Here is a 14,749-nt window from a genome sequence, read left to right on the forward strand (position 1 = left end):
CTCAACCCCGCACCAGCTTCAGGTAGACGGCCGCCATCTCCAGGCGAAGCGCCAGCATGGCCAGTTGCTCTTCCAGACGTCCGGGCCGCACCACAGCCACGGGTGCGAGGTCACCCGCAGCGGTGTCCGGCGTCTCCGGCACGTCTTCGGCGTTGATCACGTCGACGTCGTCCAGCCCGGCGATTCTGGCGACGACCACCGGTCGTTCGGCGTCGGTGGCGAGCACGAAGGTCCGCACCCGCGGTGGCAGCGGACCGTCGATCTGCTCGTCGTGGAATATCGACCGCTCCCGCTCGGGCGCATCGCCCATCCCGTTGCGCAACGCCACCAACGCATCTGCCAGTCCCACCGCGGACACGACGCGGTGAGCGACCCGCAGCATGATGGCTGCGACGTGCCGCGCCAACACCAGAGTGGCCGCGTTGTCGCCCGCGATGACGACATCGCAACCGTCCATTCGCTCGGCCAACGCCTTCGCGGGATTGGTGAAGAGTTCGCGTCCGGCGCTGTTGCGCAACGCTTCTGAGTCCAGTTCGTCGGCGAGCGTCGCCAGATCCACCTGCAGCCCCGGGTCGACCGCTTGCAGGGCCGCAAGGCCGGCGGCGAGATAGCGGGAGAAGCGGAACTCGTCGGGTACCCACACCCGCGGTGCCATCGCGACGGACCGTCCCGCCGTTGCGTCACGCAGCGGTCCCTCGTACGGCGCGATCACGACGACGCGAGCGCCGCGGCGCACACCGGTGGCCGCGGCGGACACCAGGGCGGGATCGCCGGGGTCGTCGCCGGCGACGATCAGCACGTCGAGCGCGCCGATCCACGGAGGCACCTCGGGGGCGACGACGATCGGCGCGGCCACCGAACCACCCAGCGCAGCGGCGAGCAAAGAGCCTGCCGTTTCAGCGTTTCCGCGGCCCGCGACCCAGATCACCGTGCGGGGTGGCTGGTCGCTCTGCAGCTGATCCAGCTCGCCCTCCTCGAGCGCCGCGGCCGTCGCGCGCACCTGCGCACCGGCCATCGCCACCGCGCGAAGCGAACCGTCACGGTCGGCCGTGAGCAGTCCTTCCACGTCGTCGAGGTCGACGACGGAGTGGGTGGCGTTCACGTGGCCGCCTCAGATTCTGCGCTGACGATCCGCGAGATCTGCCCGACAATGTCGTCGACCTCCTCGATGGTCCGCGCTTCGACGTTGAGCCGCAGCAACGGCTCGGTGTTGGACGAACGCAGGTTGAACCACGACCCGTCGCCCAGATCCACCGTGACGCCGTCCAAATGGTCGAGCGAGTGGATGCGCGCGTTGAACGCCAACAACACTTCGTCGACGCGCGCCGCGGCGTCGGTGACGGTGAAGTTGATCTCGCCGGAGGCCTCATAGCGCCGATAGTCGGCCATCAGGTCAGAAAGCGGTCGATGCTGCTCGCCCAGAGCCGCCAAGACGTGCAGGGCGGCGAGCATGCCTGAATCGGCACCCCAGAAATCGCGGAAGTAGTAGTGCGCCGAGTGCTCTCCACCGAAGATCGCGCCGGTGTCGGCCATCAGCGCCTTGATGTAGGAGTGTCCGACGCGCGAGCGCACCGGCGTGCCGCCCCGCTCGGTGACGAGTTCGGGGACCGCCCGGGACGTGATCAGGTTGTGGATCACCGTCGCGCCGATCTCACGACCCAGTTCCCGCGAGGCGACCAGCGCGGTCACCGCCGACGGCGACACCGGTTGGCCTTTCTCGTCGACGACGAAGCACCGGTCGGCATCGCCGTCGAACGCCAGCCCGATGTCGGCGCCGGTCGTCAGCACGAACGCCTGGAGGTCGACGAGGTTCGTGGGGTCCAGCGGATTGGCTTCATGGTTGGGGAACGTGCCGTCGAGTTCGAAGAACAGCGGAGCGAGCGTGATCGACGGGATCGGTCCCAGCACAGCAGGAGTGGTGTGGCCGCCCATCCCGTTGCCGGCGTCGACGGCGACCTTCAGCGGCCGCAGTTCGGCGAGACTGACCAGCGAGCGCAGGAACTCACCGTAGTCGGCCAGCACGTCGCGGTCGGAGATCGAGCCGCGGGGCCCGTCGTAGGCAGGCACCCCCGCGATGACGTCCTCGCTGATCGTGGTCAACCCGGTGTCCTTGCCGACCGGCTTGGCTTCGGCCCGGCACAACTTGATGCCGTTGTAGGCGGCCGGGTTGTGGCTCGCGGTGAACATCGCGCCGGGGCAGTTCAGCAGGCCCGAGGCGAAGTACAGCTGATCGGTGGACGCCAGGCCGATGCGCACCACATCGAGGCCCTGCGCGACGACACCCTCGGCGAAGGCCTCCGAGAGTGCGGGCGAGCTGTCCCGCATGTCGTGACCGATGACCACCGAGGTGGCGTTCTCACCGCGCATGAGCCGCGCGAATGCACCGCCGACCTCGCCGACGAACTGCTCGTCGATCTCATCGCCCACCAGACCCCGCACGTCATACGCCTTGATGACTCGGTGGACAGCCGCAGCGGGCCGGGACATAAAACTCCTTGAGACATGGACTGCTGGCCGCCAGCCTAGCCGCCGATCGGCCGCCACACTTCGTCTAGTCCTCGCCTCGGCGCCCCGCTAATCAGGCGGATCTGGCAACACCCGCAGATGGCCCCGTCGCCGCCCATTGGTTTCCGACCGGCGGGCGGGCGGCGCCATCAGGGCCCCACCCGACATGCCGGTGACGGGATCGGAAAAGCCGGCTGCGACTCCGTTCATGGACGGCGGCGAATCGCGGCCTTCGCGCACCGCGTCCGCCAGGGCCACCAGATCGTCCTCGTCGGGGTGCGTCGGCAGCGGACCGGCATGGCGCACCAGCTCCCAGCCGCGGGGCGCGGTGATGCGGCTGGCGTGCAGCACGCAGAGATCCCACGAGTGCGGCTCGGACACCGTGGCCAGCGGACCGACGACTGCCGTTGAGTCGGAGTACACAAAGGTCAGCGTCGCGACCGCATAGTGGGGACACCCGGGCCGGCAGCAGCGACGGGGAACGTTCACAGCGAGAGGCTATCGTGCGCAAACGGCGCACACCGCCGGACACGCGCGCCGTCGGAGTGTCGATCTTCAACCGTTACGATCTTGTCGTGCCCGAGCGCAGACGCCTGCGATCTCGCCGCGGCCGCGAAATGCGCGGGCCGCTCCTTCCACCGACGGTCCCCGGCTGGCGCAGCCGCGCCGAGCTGTTCGACATGGCCGTGCTGGAAGCCTATGAGCCCATCGAACGCCGTTGGCAGGACCGGGTGTCCACTCTGGACATCGCCGTCGACGAAATCCCGCGTATCTCACCGAAGGATCCGGAGAGCGTGCAGTGGCCGCCCGAGGTCATCGCCGAGGGGCCCATTGCGCTGGCCCGGCTGATCCCGGCGGGTGTCGATGTACGCGGCAACGCGACCCGCGCACGAATTGTCTTGTTCCGCAAGCCGATCGAGCGACGGGCAAAGGACACCGTCGAACTCTCGGAGTTACTTCGCGAAATCCTGGTGGCACAGGTGGCCACCTATTTGGGAGTCGAGCCGTCCGTCATCGACCCCACGATCGAAGACGAGTGAACGTAACGGCTAGATCACGCCGCGCTTGAGGCGACGGCGCTCGCGCTCGGAGAGGCCGCCCCAGATACCGAAGCGCTCGTCATGGGCCAGCGCGTAGTCAAGGCACGCGTCGCGCACCTCACAGCCCTGGCAGATGCGCTTGGCTTCGCGGGTGGAGCCGCCCTTCTCCGGGAAGAACGCCTCCGGGTCGGTTTGCGCACAGAGCGCCTTCTCCTGCCAGAGGTCGTCTTCGGGCGTCAGCATTGCCGGAATTGTCGGCGCCACCTCAACCGGGGTAGGCACCAGACTCAGCTGGGGACGCCGCGGCGTCTCGAACGGTGCCGGTCCCGTATCGGTGTGCGGCGCACTGTCCACTGAGCCGAGCAGTCGGTCGTCGAACCGGACCACATGATCGAAATCGCTGTACTCAAAAGACATTTTCCGCCTCCTCACCTGGTGTCGTAGATCGGTAAAACAGAGCCCCACTATTGTTCTGTGCGGCCATCTCAATTCGAACATATGATCGAATCTCGGTCTGCGACACCGAAACCGGCCGGCCAACCGCGAAATGACACTGGTGTGATTACACACGCGTTAGCTGCCGTGGTCAAGCGCTGGAACAGAAATTCATACCATTCCGTGACCCGAATTCGGCGCGTCGAGATCTCGGCGTGTCTGTCACACGAACGGCCACATGCTCTCGCCCGCGCCGGACGGCCTAATGTCGATCAATGTGAAGGTCACCGTTCTGGTCGGCGGCGTCGGCGGCGCGCGCTTTCTGCTCGGCGTGCAGCACCTTTTGGGACTGGGCCAATTCGGGGATTCGGAGAACCCGTCGCCGCACGAATTGAGCGCCGTCGTCAACGTCGGTGACGACGCGTGGATGTTCGGTGTGCGCATCTGCCCGGATCTTGATACGTGTATGTACACCCTTGGCGGCGGTATCGATCCGGAACGCGGCTGGGGTCACCGAAACGAAACCTGGCATGCCAAGGAGGAACTCGCGGCCTACGGCGTGCAGCCCGATTGGTTCGGCCTGGGCGACCGCGATCTTGCCACGCATCTGGTCCGCAGCCAGATGTTGCGCGCCGGATATCCGCTGTCACAAGTGACCGAAGCCTTGTGCAGCAGATGGTCACCCGGTGCACGGCTGCTGCCCGCCAGCGACGATCGCAGCGAAACCCACGTTGTCATCACCGATCCCGAGGACGGCGAGAAGCGGGCGATCCATTTCCAGGAGTGGTGGGTGCGCTACCGCGCTCAGGTGCCCACGCATAGTTTCGCGTTCGTCGGCGCGGATTCGGCGACGGCCGGTCCCGGTGTCGTCGAGGCCATCGAAACGGCCGATGTTGTATTGATTGCCCCGTCCAATCCTGTGGTGAGCATCGGATCGATCTTGAATATCGCGGGAATCCGCGGCGCACTGCGTACGACGACGGCGCGGGTCATCGGCTACTCCCCCATCGTCGCCGGGAAACCGTTGCGCGGCATGGCCGACGAATGCCTGTCGGTCATCGGGGTTGCGAGTACCTCCGAAGCGGTCGGAGCGCACTACGGAGCCCGCAGCGGTACTGGCATCCTCGACGTCTGGTTGGTACACGAGGGAGATCACGCCGAGATCGAGGGCGTCGAAGTACGCGCGGTACCACTGCTGATGACGGATCCGGCGGCCACCGCCGAAATGGTGCGCGCCGGTTTCGATTTGGCCGGCCTGAAGCTGGATCCACCACCATGACAGAGCACGGATCTGCTGCAGCCGTCGAAATGCTGCCAGTCCCTGGCCTTCCCGAGTTCCGCCCCGGTGACGATCTCCCCGGTGCGATTGCCACGGCGGCACCCTGGCTACGGGATGGCGACATCCTGGTGGTCACCAGCAAGGTGATTTCCAAGTGCGAGGGCCGAATCGTCGATGCGCCCGTCGACCCCGACGAGCGAGACGTTCTGCGACGCAAGCTGATCGATGCGGAAGCCGTGCGCGTGCTTGCGCGCAAGGGCAAAACGCTGATCACCGAGAACGCGCTTGGCCTGGTGCAGGCAGCCGCTGGAGTGGACGGTTCGAACGTCGACACCGCAGAGCTCGCGCTGCTGCCCACCGACCCCGATGCCAGCGCCGCAGCCCTGCGGGACGGGCTGCGTGAATGCCTCGGAGTCACCGTGGGTGTGGTGGTCACCGACACCATGGGCCGCGCGTGGCGCAACGGACAGACCGACGTCGCCATCGGCGCGGCAGGGCTGAAGGTGCTGCACGGCTACGAAGGATCGCAGGATCGGCATGGCAACGAGTTGATCGTCACCGAGATCGCCGTCGCCGACGAAATCGCCGCGGCAGCCGATCTGGTCAAGGGCAAACTGACCGACATCCCGGTCGCGGTGGTGCGCGGGCTGTCTCTGCCCGACGACGGGTCCAACGCCCATCGACTGGTGCGCGCCGGTGAGGATGATCTGTTCTGGCTCGGCACCGCCGAGGCCATCGCGCTGGGCCGCAGCCAGGCTCAGCTGTTGCGAAGGTCGGTGCGCTCCTTTGCCGATGCACCCGTTAACCCAGACCTGATCGAAAGCGCGATCGCCGAAGCGCTGACCGCGCCCGCACCGCACCACACGCGGCCGGTCCGGTTCGTGTGGATGCAGGATTCGGGCCGGCGATTGGCCCTGCTGGACCGAATGAAGGAGAAGTGGCGCACCGATCTGGCCGGCGACGGGCGAACATCGGAGGCGATCGAGCACCGGGTCAGTCGTGGCGACATCCTCTACAACGCGCCCGAACTCGTCATCCCCTTCATGGTGCCCGATGGTGCGCACAGTTACCCCGACGCCGAACGCACCGCCGCGGAGCACACGATGTTCACCGTCGCCGTCGGGGCCGCCGTCCAGGCCCTCCTGGTAGCGCTGGCAGTTCGCGGCGTGGGTAGCTGCTGGATCGGGTCCACTATCTTCGCCGCCGATCTGGTGCGGGACGAGCTCGACCTGCCTGCCGACTGGGAACCGTTGGGAGCCATTGCGATCGGCTTCCCACCCGAGGAGCCGCGACCGCGGGATCCGGTGCCGGTCGACGACCTGCTGCTACGGCGATGAGCCTGCACGCGTCGGCGGTCGCGATGCTGACCGAGTGGCAGGCACCCGACCCCGCCCAGGACACCCTGCGCCATGCCGTGCTGGCGTTCCTTGCCGCGCGTCCCGACGGATGCCTGCGGGCGTGCGTGCCGGGGCACGTGACCGGTTCGGCCTTGGTGATCGACCACAGCGGAACGGACGCGCTGCTCACGCTGCATCCCCGGTTCGGCCGCTGGCTCCAACTCGGCGGGCACTGCGAGGAATCCGACGCCGACATCGTCGCGGCCGCGCTGCGGGAGGCCACCGAGGAGTCGGGCATCGACGGCCTGGAGATCGATCCGGTGTTGGCCGCGCTGCACGTGCACCCCGTCACGTGCTCGCTTGGCGTTCCGACGCGTCACCTCGACATGCAATTTATCGTCCGCGCGCCCGCGGGTGCCGAAATCGTGCGCAGCGACGAGTCACTGGAGCTTAGGTGGTGGCCGCTGGACGCCCTGCCGCAGGATTGCGACTTCGGCCTCACCCAACTGGCCGCAGCGGCGCGGAATCGAACTGGATAGGGAGAGATTTCGGCCCTGCGATGCCGACGATGGGGCGCCACGGTGCTGGACCCGCTCGGCGGATCCGAGGCATGAGCGTTGACATGTGAACCAGAGCTTCGGCTAGCTCGACCTTGGCGAGGTGCGCGCCGAGGCAATGATGAGCACCGCCGCCGAACGTCATGACCGCTGCTCGCCCCGTGCGCGTGATGTCGAAACGTTCTGGATGCTCATATCGTTGCGGATCTCGGTTGGCGGCGGCCGTGTTGACGACGACGCATGCCCCGGCGGGAATCACCACGCCGTCGACATCGACGTCCTCGACGGCGATGCGCACGCACGTGAAGGATGCCGGCGAGTACCGCATGACCTCTTCGACAGCGTCCGGGGCGAGTTCCGGATGATCCCGAAGGAGGGCCCACTGCTCCGAGTGATCACAGAACACCTCGATCGCCGCGGCCAACTGGTTTCGCGTGGTGTCGGTGCCGGCGACGAGAAGCACAGCGACGAGGTCGAGGATTTCACGGCCGGTGAGCCGGTCGCCGTCACTCTCGGCGCGGATCAGCTCGGAGAGCAGGTCCTCGGTCTCGGCTTGGTGCTTGCGCTCGATCAGATCGACGAGATATCCATCCAGCTGCTCCCATGCGTTCAGGATCTTCGCGGCATCGTCGGCCGCGGTCGGGGCGAACGCTCTGGCGATATCTCGCAGCCAGTCCGCGAATACCGGCCAATCACACGGTGGCACGCCGAGAAGCGTGCAGATGATCGGAACCGGATACGGCCTTGCGATGTCGGCAACCACGTCCACCCGTCCAGCGGTGAAGTGCGGTTGCACGAGTCCGGTGATGTGGTCCCGGCACGCTGCGCGCAGCCGGTCGGCGGCCTTCGGCGTGAAGGCGCGTGAGACGAGTCGGCGCAGCCTTTTGTGGTCGGCGCCGTCGATGCCGACGATCAGCGCGGACATCTTGTCCCAAAGGGGACCGGACGTGGTGCCGAACATCGAAAGGCCGCAGGCCGCAGGCATTCCGAAGCGCGTATCGCGCAATGCGAGGCGGACCAGGTCATAGCTGATCAACTCGGGCCCGAAGGGCCCGAGCGCGATCGGCCCGTGCCGTTGAGCCTCGGCGATGGCGGCGTGGGCCTCGTCGGGGCACTGCAAGCCGTGATAGGCGATTCTGGGGAGTGCGGCGTCGAAGACGGTCGGGTGCTTGGTGTCGGTCACCGTGGTCCTCCTGCGGTCGGGAGGTTTCGACTCTCTCGTCGTTTCGGCCCCTGGTCATCGGCCGGAAGGCCTATTCCGAAAAGCAGACCGTAGGCGGCGCTGCATAGGCCATTTGGCTGATGATGTTCGCTTCCGCTCGCCCCAGGCTGATTAGCATGAGCGAGACGAATTGGAGCGACGTGAGCGTGAGCGAGCTTCTTCCCAGCGGCACGGTGACGCTGCTGCTCGCCGACGTCCAGGGCTCCACGCAGCTGTGGGAGACCGCTCCCGACGAGATGGCCGACGCGGTCACGCGCCTCGATGCTGCGGTGGCCGACGCGACGGCCACGCACAGCGGAGTCCGGCCCCTCGAACAGGGCGAGGGTGACAGTTTCGTCATCGCGTTTGCGCGCGCAAGTGACGCGGTGGCGTGCGCGCTGCAGTTGCAACAAGCGCCCCTGGCGCCGATCCGGCTGCGGATCGGCTTGCACACCGGCGAGGTCCAATTGCGCAGCCAGAACAGCGGGGAGGCCAACTACATCGGTCCGACGATCAACCGGACGGCGCGGCTGCGAGATCTCGCGCACGGTGGGCAGACGGTGTTGTCAGCCGCCACCGGCCATCTCGTTGTCGACCAGCTGCCCGTCGGCGCGTCGCTTTCCGACCTCGGCTCGCACCCGTTGAAGGACCTTCCGAGGCCCGAGCAGGTGATGCAGCTCTGCCACCCAGACCTGTGCAACGAGTTTCCTCCGCTTCGGGTTTCGAATACCGTTGCCGCGCCGCATCTCCCGGTGCAACTGACCAGCTTCGTTGGCAGAGAAGATGCAATCACGCAGGTGAGCAGACTGTTGGCCGATAGTCGGCTGGTGACGCTCACCGGAGCAGGCGGGGTAGGCAAGACCCGACTGGCCGTCCATTTGGCCTCAGATACGGAACCACAATTCACCGACGGGTCGCGCTACGTCGATCTCGCGTCGATCACCGATCCAGATGTGGTGGCGATCACGGTGATTCGCGCCCTCGGGCTGTCGGATCAGCTGGGTCGGCCCACCATGGACACGCTCCTTCGGTTCGTCTCAGATCGAGACATGCTCATCGTGTTGGACAATTGCGAGCACCTACTCGACGCGGTGGCAGATCTCGTGGCCGCATTGTTGGGACGCTGCGGCCACCTGACGCTGTTGGCGACAAGCCGGGAACCGATCGGTGTCCCTGGCGAGGCGACCTGGCGGGTCCCGTCGCTGCCGCTGGCCGACGAGGCATTGGAGTTGTTCGCAGACCGCGCTCGACTCGCCCGGCCTGACTTCGTTGTCACAGAAGAGAACACCAACACCGTGATGGAGATTTGCCGGCGGCTCGACGGCATGCCACTGGCCATTGAGCTCGCTGCGGCACGGGTGCGAGCGTTGTCGCTCAATGAGATTCTGGATAGTCTGCACGACCACTTCATGCTGCTGACGGGGGGCGCGCGCACCTCCGTACGTCGGCAACAGACTCTGCGAGCGTCGGTCGACTGGTCCCACGCCCTGCTCACCGATACCGAACGGATTCTGTTCCGCAGGCTGGCCGCATTCATGGGTGGGTTCGACCTCGATGCCGCACGCGTCGTCGCGTCCGGCGGCGAGATCGCACCGTTTCAAATTCTCGACCAGCTGACCCTGCTGGTGGACAAGTCGTTGGTTATTGCCGAGGATGCCCGCGGACGCACCCGATACCGACTGCTCGAGACCGTCCGGCAATACGCGCAGGAGAAGCTCGGTGAGTCCGGTGAAGCCTCGGCCGTGCGCTTTCGTCACCGCGACTATTACTCGGCGAAAGCAGTACAGCTCAACGCTCCTCCGAAGGACGAATCCAGGTGGCGGATGTCGTTGGCGGAGGCCGACATCGACAATCTACGGGCGGCTTTCTCGTGGAGCCGTGACAACCGTGAGAACGAACGAGCGCTCCAACTCGCGTCGGCGCTGTGGCCGCTATGGGTTTCGCGCGGCCGCCTCCGGGAAGCGTTCGCATGGTTCGACGCCGCATTGGCCGCCGACGATGAGTCCGTTCAGCCGGCCAGCCGCGCATGGGCCCTCGCCCATCGCGTGATGCTGCATTCGCAACTGCAAGAGACCAACCCGGCCGACGACGCCATGGAAGCGCTGACGATCGCACGGGACATCGGTGATCCCGCGCTCATCGCCCATGCAGTCCTTGCGTGCGCCAGCACCGCAGGCATAGATCTCGACTTCGCGCAGCCCTACATCGGCGAGGCGATCGAAATCGCCCGCTCGAATGGTGATCAGACGATGTTGGCTACCGCCCTGACGTGGCATGGGCAATACGCCCACGTCGCCGGTAAGCCGATCGCCGCACTGAGCGCCGCCGAAGAAGGCCGGCTTATCGGCGAGCAGCTCGGCCACCGCTATATCGCGCGCGGATGCCGGTGGGCCGCCGGATGGGCACGAATGGCGCAAGGCGAGTTGCGTACAGCTGCGGCAGAACTCCTCGACCTGGCGGCCGACGCGAGCCGGGATGCGGACGCCATCTGGGCCTGGGCGGGACTCTTTCACGCAGCGGAAGCGCAGGTTCATCTCGGCGATATCGACGGTGCCCGAGACAGTGTCGACGCTGTGCGCCCAGCCGTCGAAGAGCTCGGCGGCAATTACCAGGCTTTCACCGATTTGGCGGATGGATTGATTGCAATTGCCGCAGGCGACATCGAAGCGGCACATCGATTCGACCAGAACGCGTGGCGAAAGCTGGACACAACGCTGTCGTCGCAGGCGAGGATCAGCGCATGGCGGCGAGCGGCCGTCGCCCTCGCGCATGGGGAGACGACCGCTGCAAGGCACTTGGCCGACGAGGCCGTGAAGATGACGAGCGGATCCCACCGAGCCATCGCACTGACCACGCGTGCTCGGGTCGCGATCGCCCAAGGCGATGTCGCACAGGCCGAGAGTGATGCGCACTCGGCCCTCATCATCGCCGTAGAGGTCGGTGCGCTGCTCGGGGTCAGCGATACGTTGGACTGCCTGGCCACCCTGGCTTGCCAAGCAAACGCGCATGCCGAAGCCGCTCGGCTGTTCGGTGCGGCGGACGGAATAAGGCAGCGAACCGGCGAGGTGCGGTTCCAGATATTCCAAGCCGCCTATGACAGCGTCCTCGAGCAATTGCGTAATGCTATGCAGCCGAATGACTTCGACGCCACCTGGACCGAGGGCACACAACTGTCAACAGATGAGGCCATCGGTTACGCGCAGCGCGGTCGCGGTGAGCGCAAGCGTCCGAGCAGCGGCTGGGAGTCGCTGACCCCCGCCGAGCTCGATGTAGCGCGGCTGGTGTGCGAAGGGCTGGGCAATAAGGAAGTCGCCGCGCAGCTTTTCGTCTCTCCGCGCACCGTTCAAGCGCACCTCAGCCACATCTACACGAAGCTGGGCGTCAGCACCCGCGTCCAACTGGCGAATGCGGCGCGCACACGCACCGCGACGGTTGATTAGCGCGCCGAAATCGCTCAAATATCGGTCGAGTAGCGGATACCGCCGTCGGGAATCGTGACTCCCGGCCACACCCGTGCGCCACGCAACAACTCGCAGCGCGCACCGATGTCGGCGCCGTCGCCGATCACGCCGTCGCGGATCAGCGCACGGGGACCGATGTGCGCGCCGAACCCGATGATCGACCGCTCGATCACCGCGCCGGCCCCGACCTTGGCGCCGTCGAAGATCACCGCACCGTCCAGCCGTGCGCCACCGGCGATTTCGGCGCCGCGCCCGACGACCGTACCGCCGATCAGCAGCGCACCGGGTGCGACGCTCGCGCCGTCGTGAACCAACTCCTCGCCGCGGTGACCGTGCAGCGCCGGCGACGGCGCGATACCGCGAACCAAGTCAGCTGAGCCGCGTACGAAATCCTCGGGGGTGCCCATGTCGCGCCAATACGTGGAATCGACGTACCCGCACACCCGAAGACCGTCGGCCAGCAGTGCCGGGAACACCTCGCGTTCGACGGAAAGCGCGCGTCCCTTCGGGATCCGGTCGATCACCTCGCGCTTGAAGACATAGCAGCCGGCGTTGATCTGATCGGTGGGCGGATCCTGCGTCTTCTCCAGGAACGCGGTGACCACACCTTCGGAGTCGGTCGGCACGCAGCCGAACGCACGGGGATCGCCGACACGCACCAGATGCAGCGTCACGTCGGCGTGGTTGCTCTCGTGGCTGTCCAGCAGCGCACGCAGGTCGGCGCCCGACAGCACGTCGCCGTTGAACACCAGCACGGTGTCGTGCCGCAGCCTCGACGCCACATTGGCGATGCCGCCGCCCGTCCCGAGAGGCTCGTCCTCGACGACGTACTCGATCTGCAGACCCATCTTGGATCCGTCGCCGAACTCCGACTCGAATACCGACGCCTTGTACGACGTGCCGAGCACCACGTGCTCGATGCCGGCATCGGCGATCCTCGACAGCAAATGGGTCAGGAAGGGCAGGCCCGCGGTCGGCAGCATCGGTTTGGGCGCCGACAGCGTCAACGGGCGCAGCCGGGTGCCCAGACCGCCCACCAGAACGACGGCGTCCACTTCTGCCGGATTCATCAGCGCCGTCCTTTCGCCTGCTTCCGCCGGGCATTGCGTACCACCAGCCCCGCCCGCGCGGCGAGAGCGGCCCTGATCGTCCACCGCAACGGCGCCTGTGACCAGTGCGAATAGCGATCTGCCAGAAAAGTGTAGGTACTGGTGTGGTGGGCAGCCAAGTTGCGTGCGGGATCCCGCCCGGCCGCATGGCCCTTGTCGTGCAGAATCTCCGCCGCGGGCACGTACACGTTCTGCCAGCCCGCCCGAGCCAGGCGATCGCCCAGGTCGACGTCCTCCATGTACATGAAATAACGCTCGTCGAAACCCGCGACCTCCTCGAACGCCGCGCGCCGCAGCAAAAGGCACGAGCCCGAAAGCCAGCCGACGGGTCGTTCGCTCGGTTCGAGCCTGGCCTGCCGGTAGGCAGCGGTCCACGGATTGGACCGCCACAGCGGTCCGACGACGGCGTGCATGCCGCCGCGGATGAGGCTGGGCTGGTGCCGCGCCGACGGGTACACCGTGCCGTCGGGGTCGCGGATCATCGGTCCCAGCGCACCCGCCCGCGGCCAGCGGGCCGCCGCATCCAGCAGGATGTCGATGCTGTTGGGCCCCCACTGGACATCGGGATTGGCGACGATGAAGAAGTCAGAATTCTCGGAGATCTGCTGAGTTGCACCATCTTTCAGGAACTCGTCGACCGCGCGGTTGACCGCGGTACCGTAGCCGAGGTTCGACCCGGTCCGCAGCAGGCGCACGTTGGGATACCGCTCGAGCGCTTCTTCCGGCGCACCGTCGGTGGACCCGTTGTCGGACATGATGACGGTCACCGCCCGGTCCGTGGCGTGCGACAGCGACGCCAGAAACCGGTTCAGATGTGGCCCCGGTGAATACGTCACCGTCACCACGACTAATTCGTCACTCACCTAGCGGCTACCAACTCGACTCACGGCGTAGAGGTTAACTGTGCTCGGCCAGAGCGGCGGCAAGCGCTTCGCGCCACGGCCGCAGCGGGGTCAACCCCGCCTTCTCCGACAATCGCGACGACAACACCGAATAGGCAGGTCGAGGGGCGGGTCTCGGGAAGCGGCCGCTGTCGACCGGCCGCACCCGGGCAGGATCGGCGCCAACGCCCTCGAACACCGCCTGCGCCTGCTCGAAACGGCTGGTCTGGCCGCCGTTGGCGGCGTGCAGGATCGGTTCCCGAATGTTGCCCTCGGCGACCTCGAGCAGCGCACCCACCAGATCGGCGGCATATGTCGGCGACCCCACCTGGTCGGTCACCACATCCACTGGCCCGTCGCCTGCGGCCAGCCGGCGCATCACGGCCACGAAGTCACCGCCGTCGCCGCCCTCGTAGATCCACGCCGTCCTGACGATGTGCGCGTCGGGCATCGCTGCCAGCACCGAGAACTCACCTGCGAGCTTGGTGCGCCCGTACACGCTGAGCGGCCCCGTCTCGTCGTCGATCTCATAGGGCCGGTCGCTGGTGCCGGGGAACACGTAGTCGGTGGAGATATGGATGAAGTCGGCTCCTGCCCGCGCACAGGCCTGCGCGATGTTGGCCGGGCCCACCGCGTTGACGGCATGCGCGCGTTCCTCGTCGGATTCGGCTGCGTCGACGTTGGTGTAGGCCGCGCAGTTGATCACCACGTCACCAGGTTCGATGAATCGCTCCGCCGCCGACGCATCGGTGATGTCCCACTCAGATGACATCAACGCCAGCACTTCGCGACCCAGTTTACGCGCCTGAGCTGCCAATTCGCGTCCGACCATGCCACCGGCACCGGAGATAACAATTCGGGCAGACTCTCGGAAAGACATAGTGACGAGTCTGGCACGCCGACCCGCGCTACCGAGCCTGCGCCCTTTTCGCAAGTAGCCTGGG

At 66.6% G+C, this 14,749-nt stretch carries 13 protein-coding genes; 5 read left to right on the forward strand and 8 right to left on the reverse strand.

Annotated elements, in window-relative coordinates:
* Position 1: 1 nt before the first annotated feature.
* From H7J93_RS08170 to H7J93_RS08180, 3 genes are all read right to left on the reverse strand, one after another.
* Positions 2 to 1,102 carry a TobH protein gene (locus H7J93_RS08170; protein WP_267305763.1) on the reverse strand — a complete coding sequence of 367 codons (1,101 nt, stop codon included), beginning with the start codon at positions 1,100 to 1,102 and terminating at the stop codon, positions 2 to 4.
* Positions 1,099 to 2,487, reverse strand: coding sequence for a phosphomannomutase/phosphoglucomutase (locus H7J93_RS08175; RefSeq protein WP_267305764.1), 1,389 nt, complete (start codon positions 2,485 to 2,487; stop codon positions 1,099 to 1,101). Before H7J93_RS08175 ends, H7J93_RS08170 begins: the two co-directional genes overlap by 4 nt.
* Before the next feature lie 87 nt (positions 2,488 to 2,574).
* A complete protein-coding gene (locus H7J93_RS08180; protein ID WP_267305765.1) occupies positions 2,575 to 2,994 on the reverse strand; it encodes a DUF3499 domain-containing protein in 420 nt (139 codons plus the stop codon).
* Positions 2,995 to 3,122: 128 nt separating this feature from the next.
* On the opposite strand from H7J93_RS08180, the gene H7J93_RS08185 reads away from it, so the two are divergent.
* Positions 3,123 to 3,545 carry a metallopeptidase family protein gene (locus H7J93_RS08185; RefSeq protein ID WP_267305963.1) on the forward strand — a complete coding sequence of 141 codons (423 nt, stop codon included), beginning with the start codon at positions 3,123 to 3,125 and terminating at the stop codon, positions 3,543 to 3,545.
* 9 nt (positions 3,546 to 3,554) lie between these two features.
* Here H7J93_RS08185 and H7J93_RS29405 read toward each other — a convergent pair whose 3' ends face one another.
* Positions 3,555 to 3,962 carry a WhiB family transcriptional regulator gene (locus tag H7J93_RS29405; protein ID WP_372507812.1) on the reverse strand — a complete coding sequence of 136 codons (408 nt, stop codon included), beginning with the start codon at positions 3,960 to 3,962 and terminating at the stop codon, positions 3,555 to 3,557.
* Positions 3,963 to 4,257: 295 nt separating this feature from the next.
* Between H7J93_RS29405 and cofD the strand changes: the two genes are divergently transcribed.
* From cofD to H7J93_RS08205, 3 genes are read left to right on the forward strand one after another with little or no spacing between them, the layout of a single operon-like run.
* A complete protein-coding gene (gene cofD, locus H7J93_RS08195; RefSeq protein WP_267305766.1) occupies positions 4,258 to 5,259 on the forward strand; it encodes a 2-phospho-L-lactate transferase in 1,002 nt (333 codons plus the stop codon).
* Positions 5,256 to 6,596 (forward strand): coenzyme F420-0:L-glutamate ligase, encoded by a 1,341-nt coding sequence (locus H7J93_RS08200; RefSeq protein WP_267305767.1) that lies wholly within the window; start codon positions 5,256 to 5,258, stop codon positions 6,594 to 6,596. The genes cofD and H7J93_RS08200 overlap by 4 nt, the downstream gene beginning before the upstream one ends.
* Positions 6,593 to 7,135: an NUDIX hydrolase gene (locus H7J93_RS08205; RefSeq protein WP_267305768.1), complete on the forward strand. Its 543-nt coding sequence runs from the start codon at positions 6,593 to 6,595 to the stop codon at positions 7,133 to 7,135. The genes H7J93_RS08200 and H7J93_RS08205 overlap by 4 nt, the downstream gene beginning before the upstream one ends.
* Here the strand turns inward: H7J93_RS08205 and H7J93_RS08210 are convergent.
* Entirely contained in the window at positions 7,095 to 8,336 is a 1,242-nt protein-coding gene (locus tag H7J93_RS08210) for a cytochrome P450 (RefSeq protein ID WP_267305769.1), read from the reverse strand. The genes H7J93_RS08205 and H7J93_RS08210 overlap by 41 nt on opposite strands.
* Before the next feature lie 155 nt (positions 8,337 to 8,491).
* On the opposite strand from H7J93_RS08210, the gene H7J93_RS08215 reads away from it, so the two are divergent.
* Positions 8,492 to 11,794: a helix-turn-helix transcriptional regulator gene (locus H7J93_RS08215; RefSeq protein ID WP_267305770.1), complete on the forward strand. Its 3,303-nt coding sequence runs from the start codon at positions 8,492 to 8,494 to the stop codon at positions 11,792 to 11,794.
* A gap of 14 nt (positions 11,795 to 11,808) precedes the next feature.
* Here the strand turns inward: H7J93_RS08215 and manB are convergent, their stop codons facing one another.
* Genes manB through rfbD form a run of 3 tightly spaced genes read right to left on the reverse strand, consistent with a single transcriptional unit; the run spans position 11,809 to position 14,685 of the window.
* Positions 11,809 to 12,885, reverse strand: a complete 1,077-nt coding sequence (gene manB / locus H7J93_RS08220; RefSeq protein ID WP_267305771.1) for a mannose-1-phosphate guanylyltransferase — start codon at positions 12,883 to 12,885, stop codon at positions 11,809 to 11,811.
* A complete protein-coding gene (locus H7J93_RS08225; protein ID WP_267305772.1) occupies positions 12,885 to 13,787 on the reverse strand; it encodes a glycosyltransferase family 2 protein in 903 nt (300 codons plus the stop codon). Before H7J93_RS08225 ends, manB begins: the two co-directional genes overlap by 1 nt.
* A gap of 34 nt (positions 13,788 to 13,821) precedes the next feature.
* Entirely contained in the window at positions 13,822 to 14,685 is an 864-nt protein-coding gene (rfbD, locus tag H7J93_RS08230; RefSeq protein ID WP_267305773.1) for a dTDP-4-dehydrorhamnose reductase, read from the reverse strand.
* Positions 14,686 to 14,749: the final 64 nt, after the last annotated feature.

The organism is Mycobacterium barrassiae, from assembly GCF_025822765.1.
In the GTDB taxonomy this organism is placed as follows: Bacteria; Actinomycetota; Actinomycetes; order Mycobacteriales; family Mycobacteriaceae; genus Mycobacterium; species Mycobacterium barrassiae.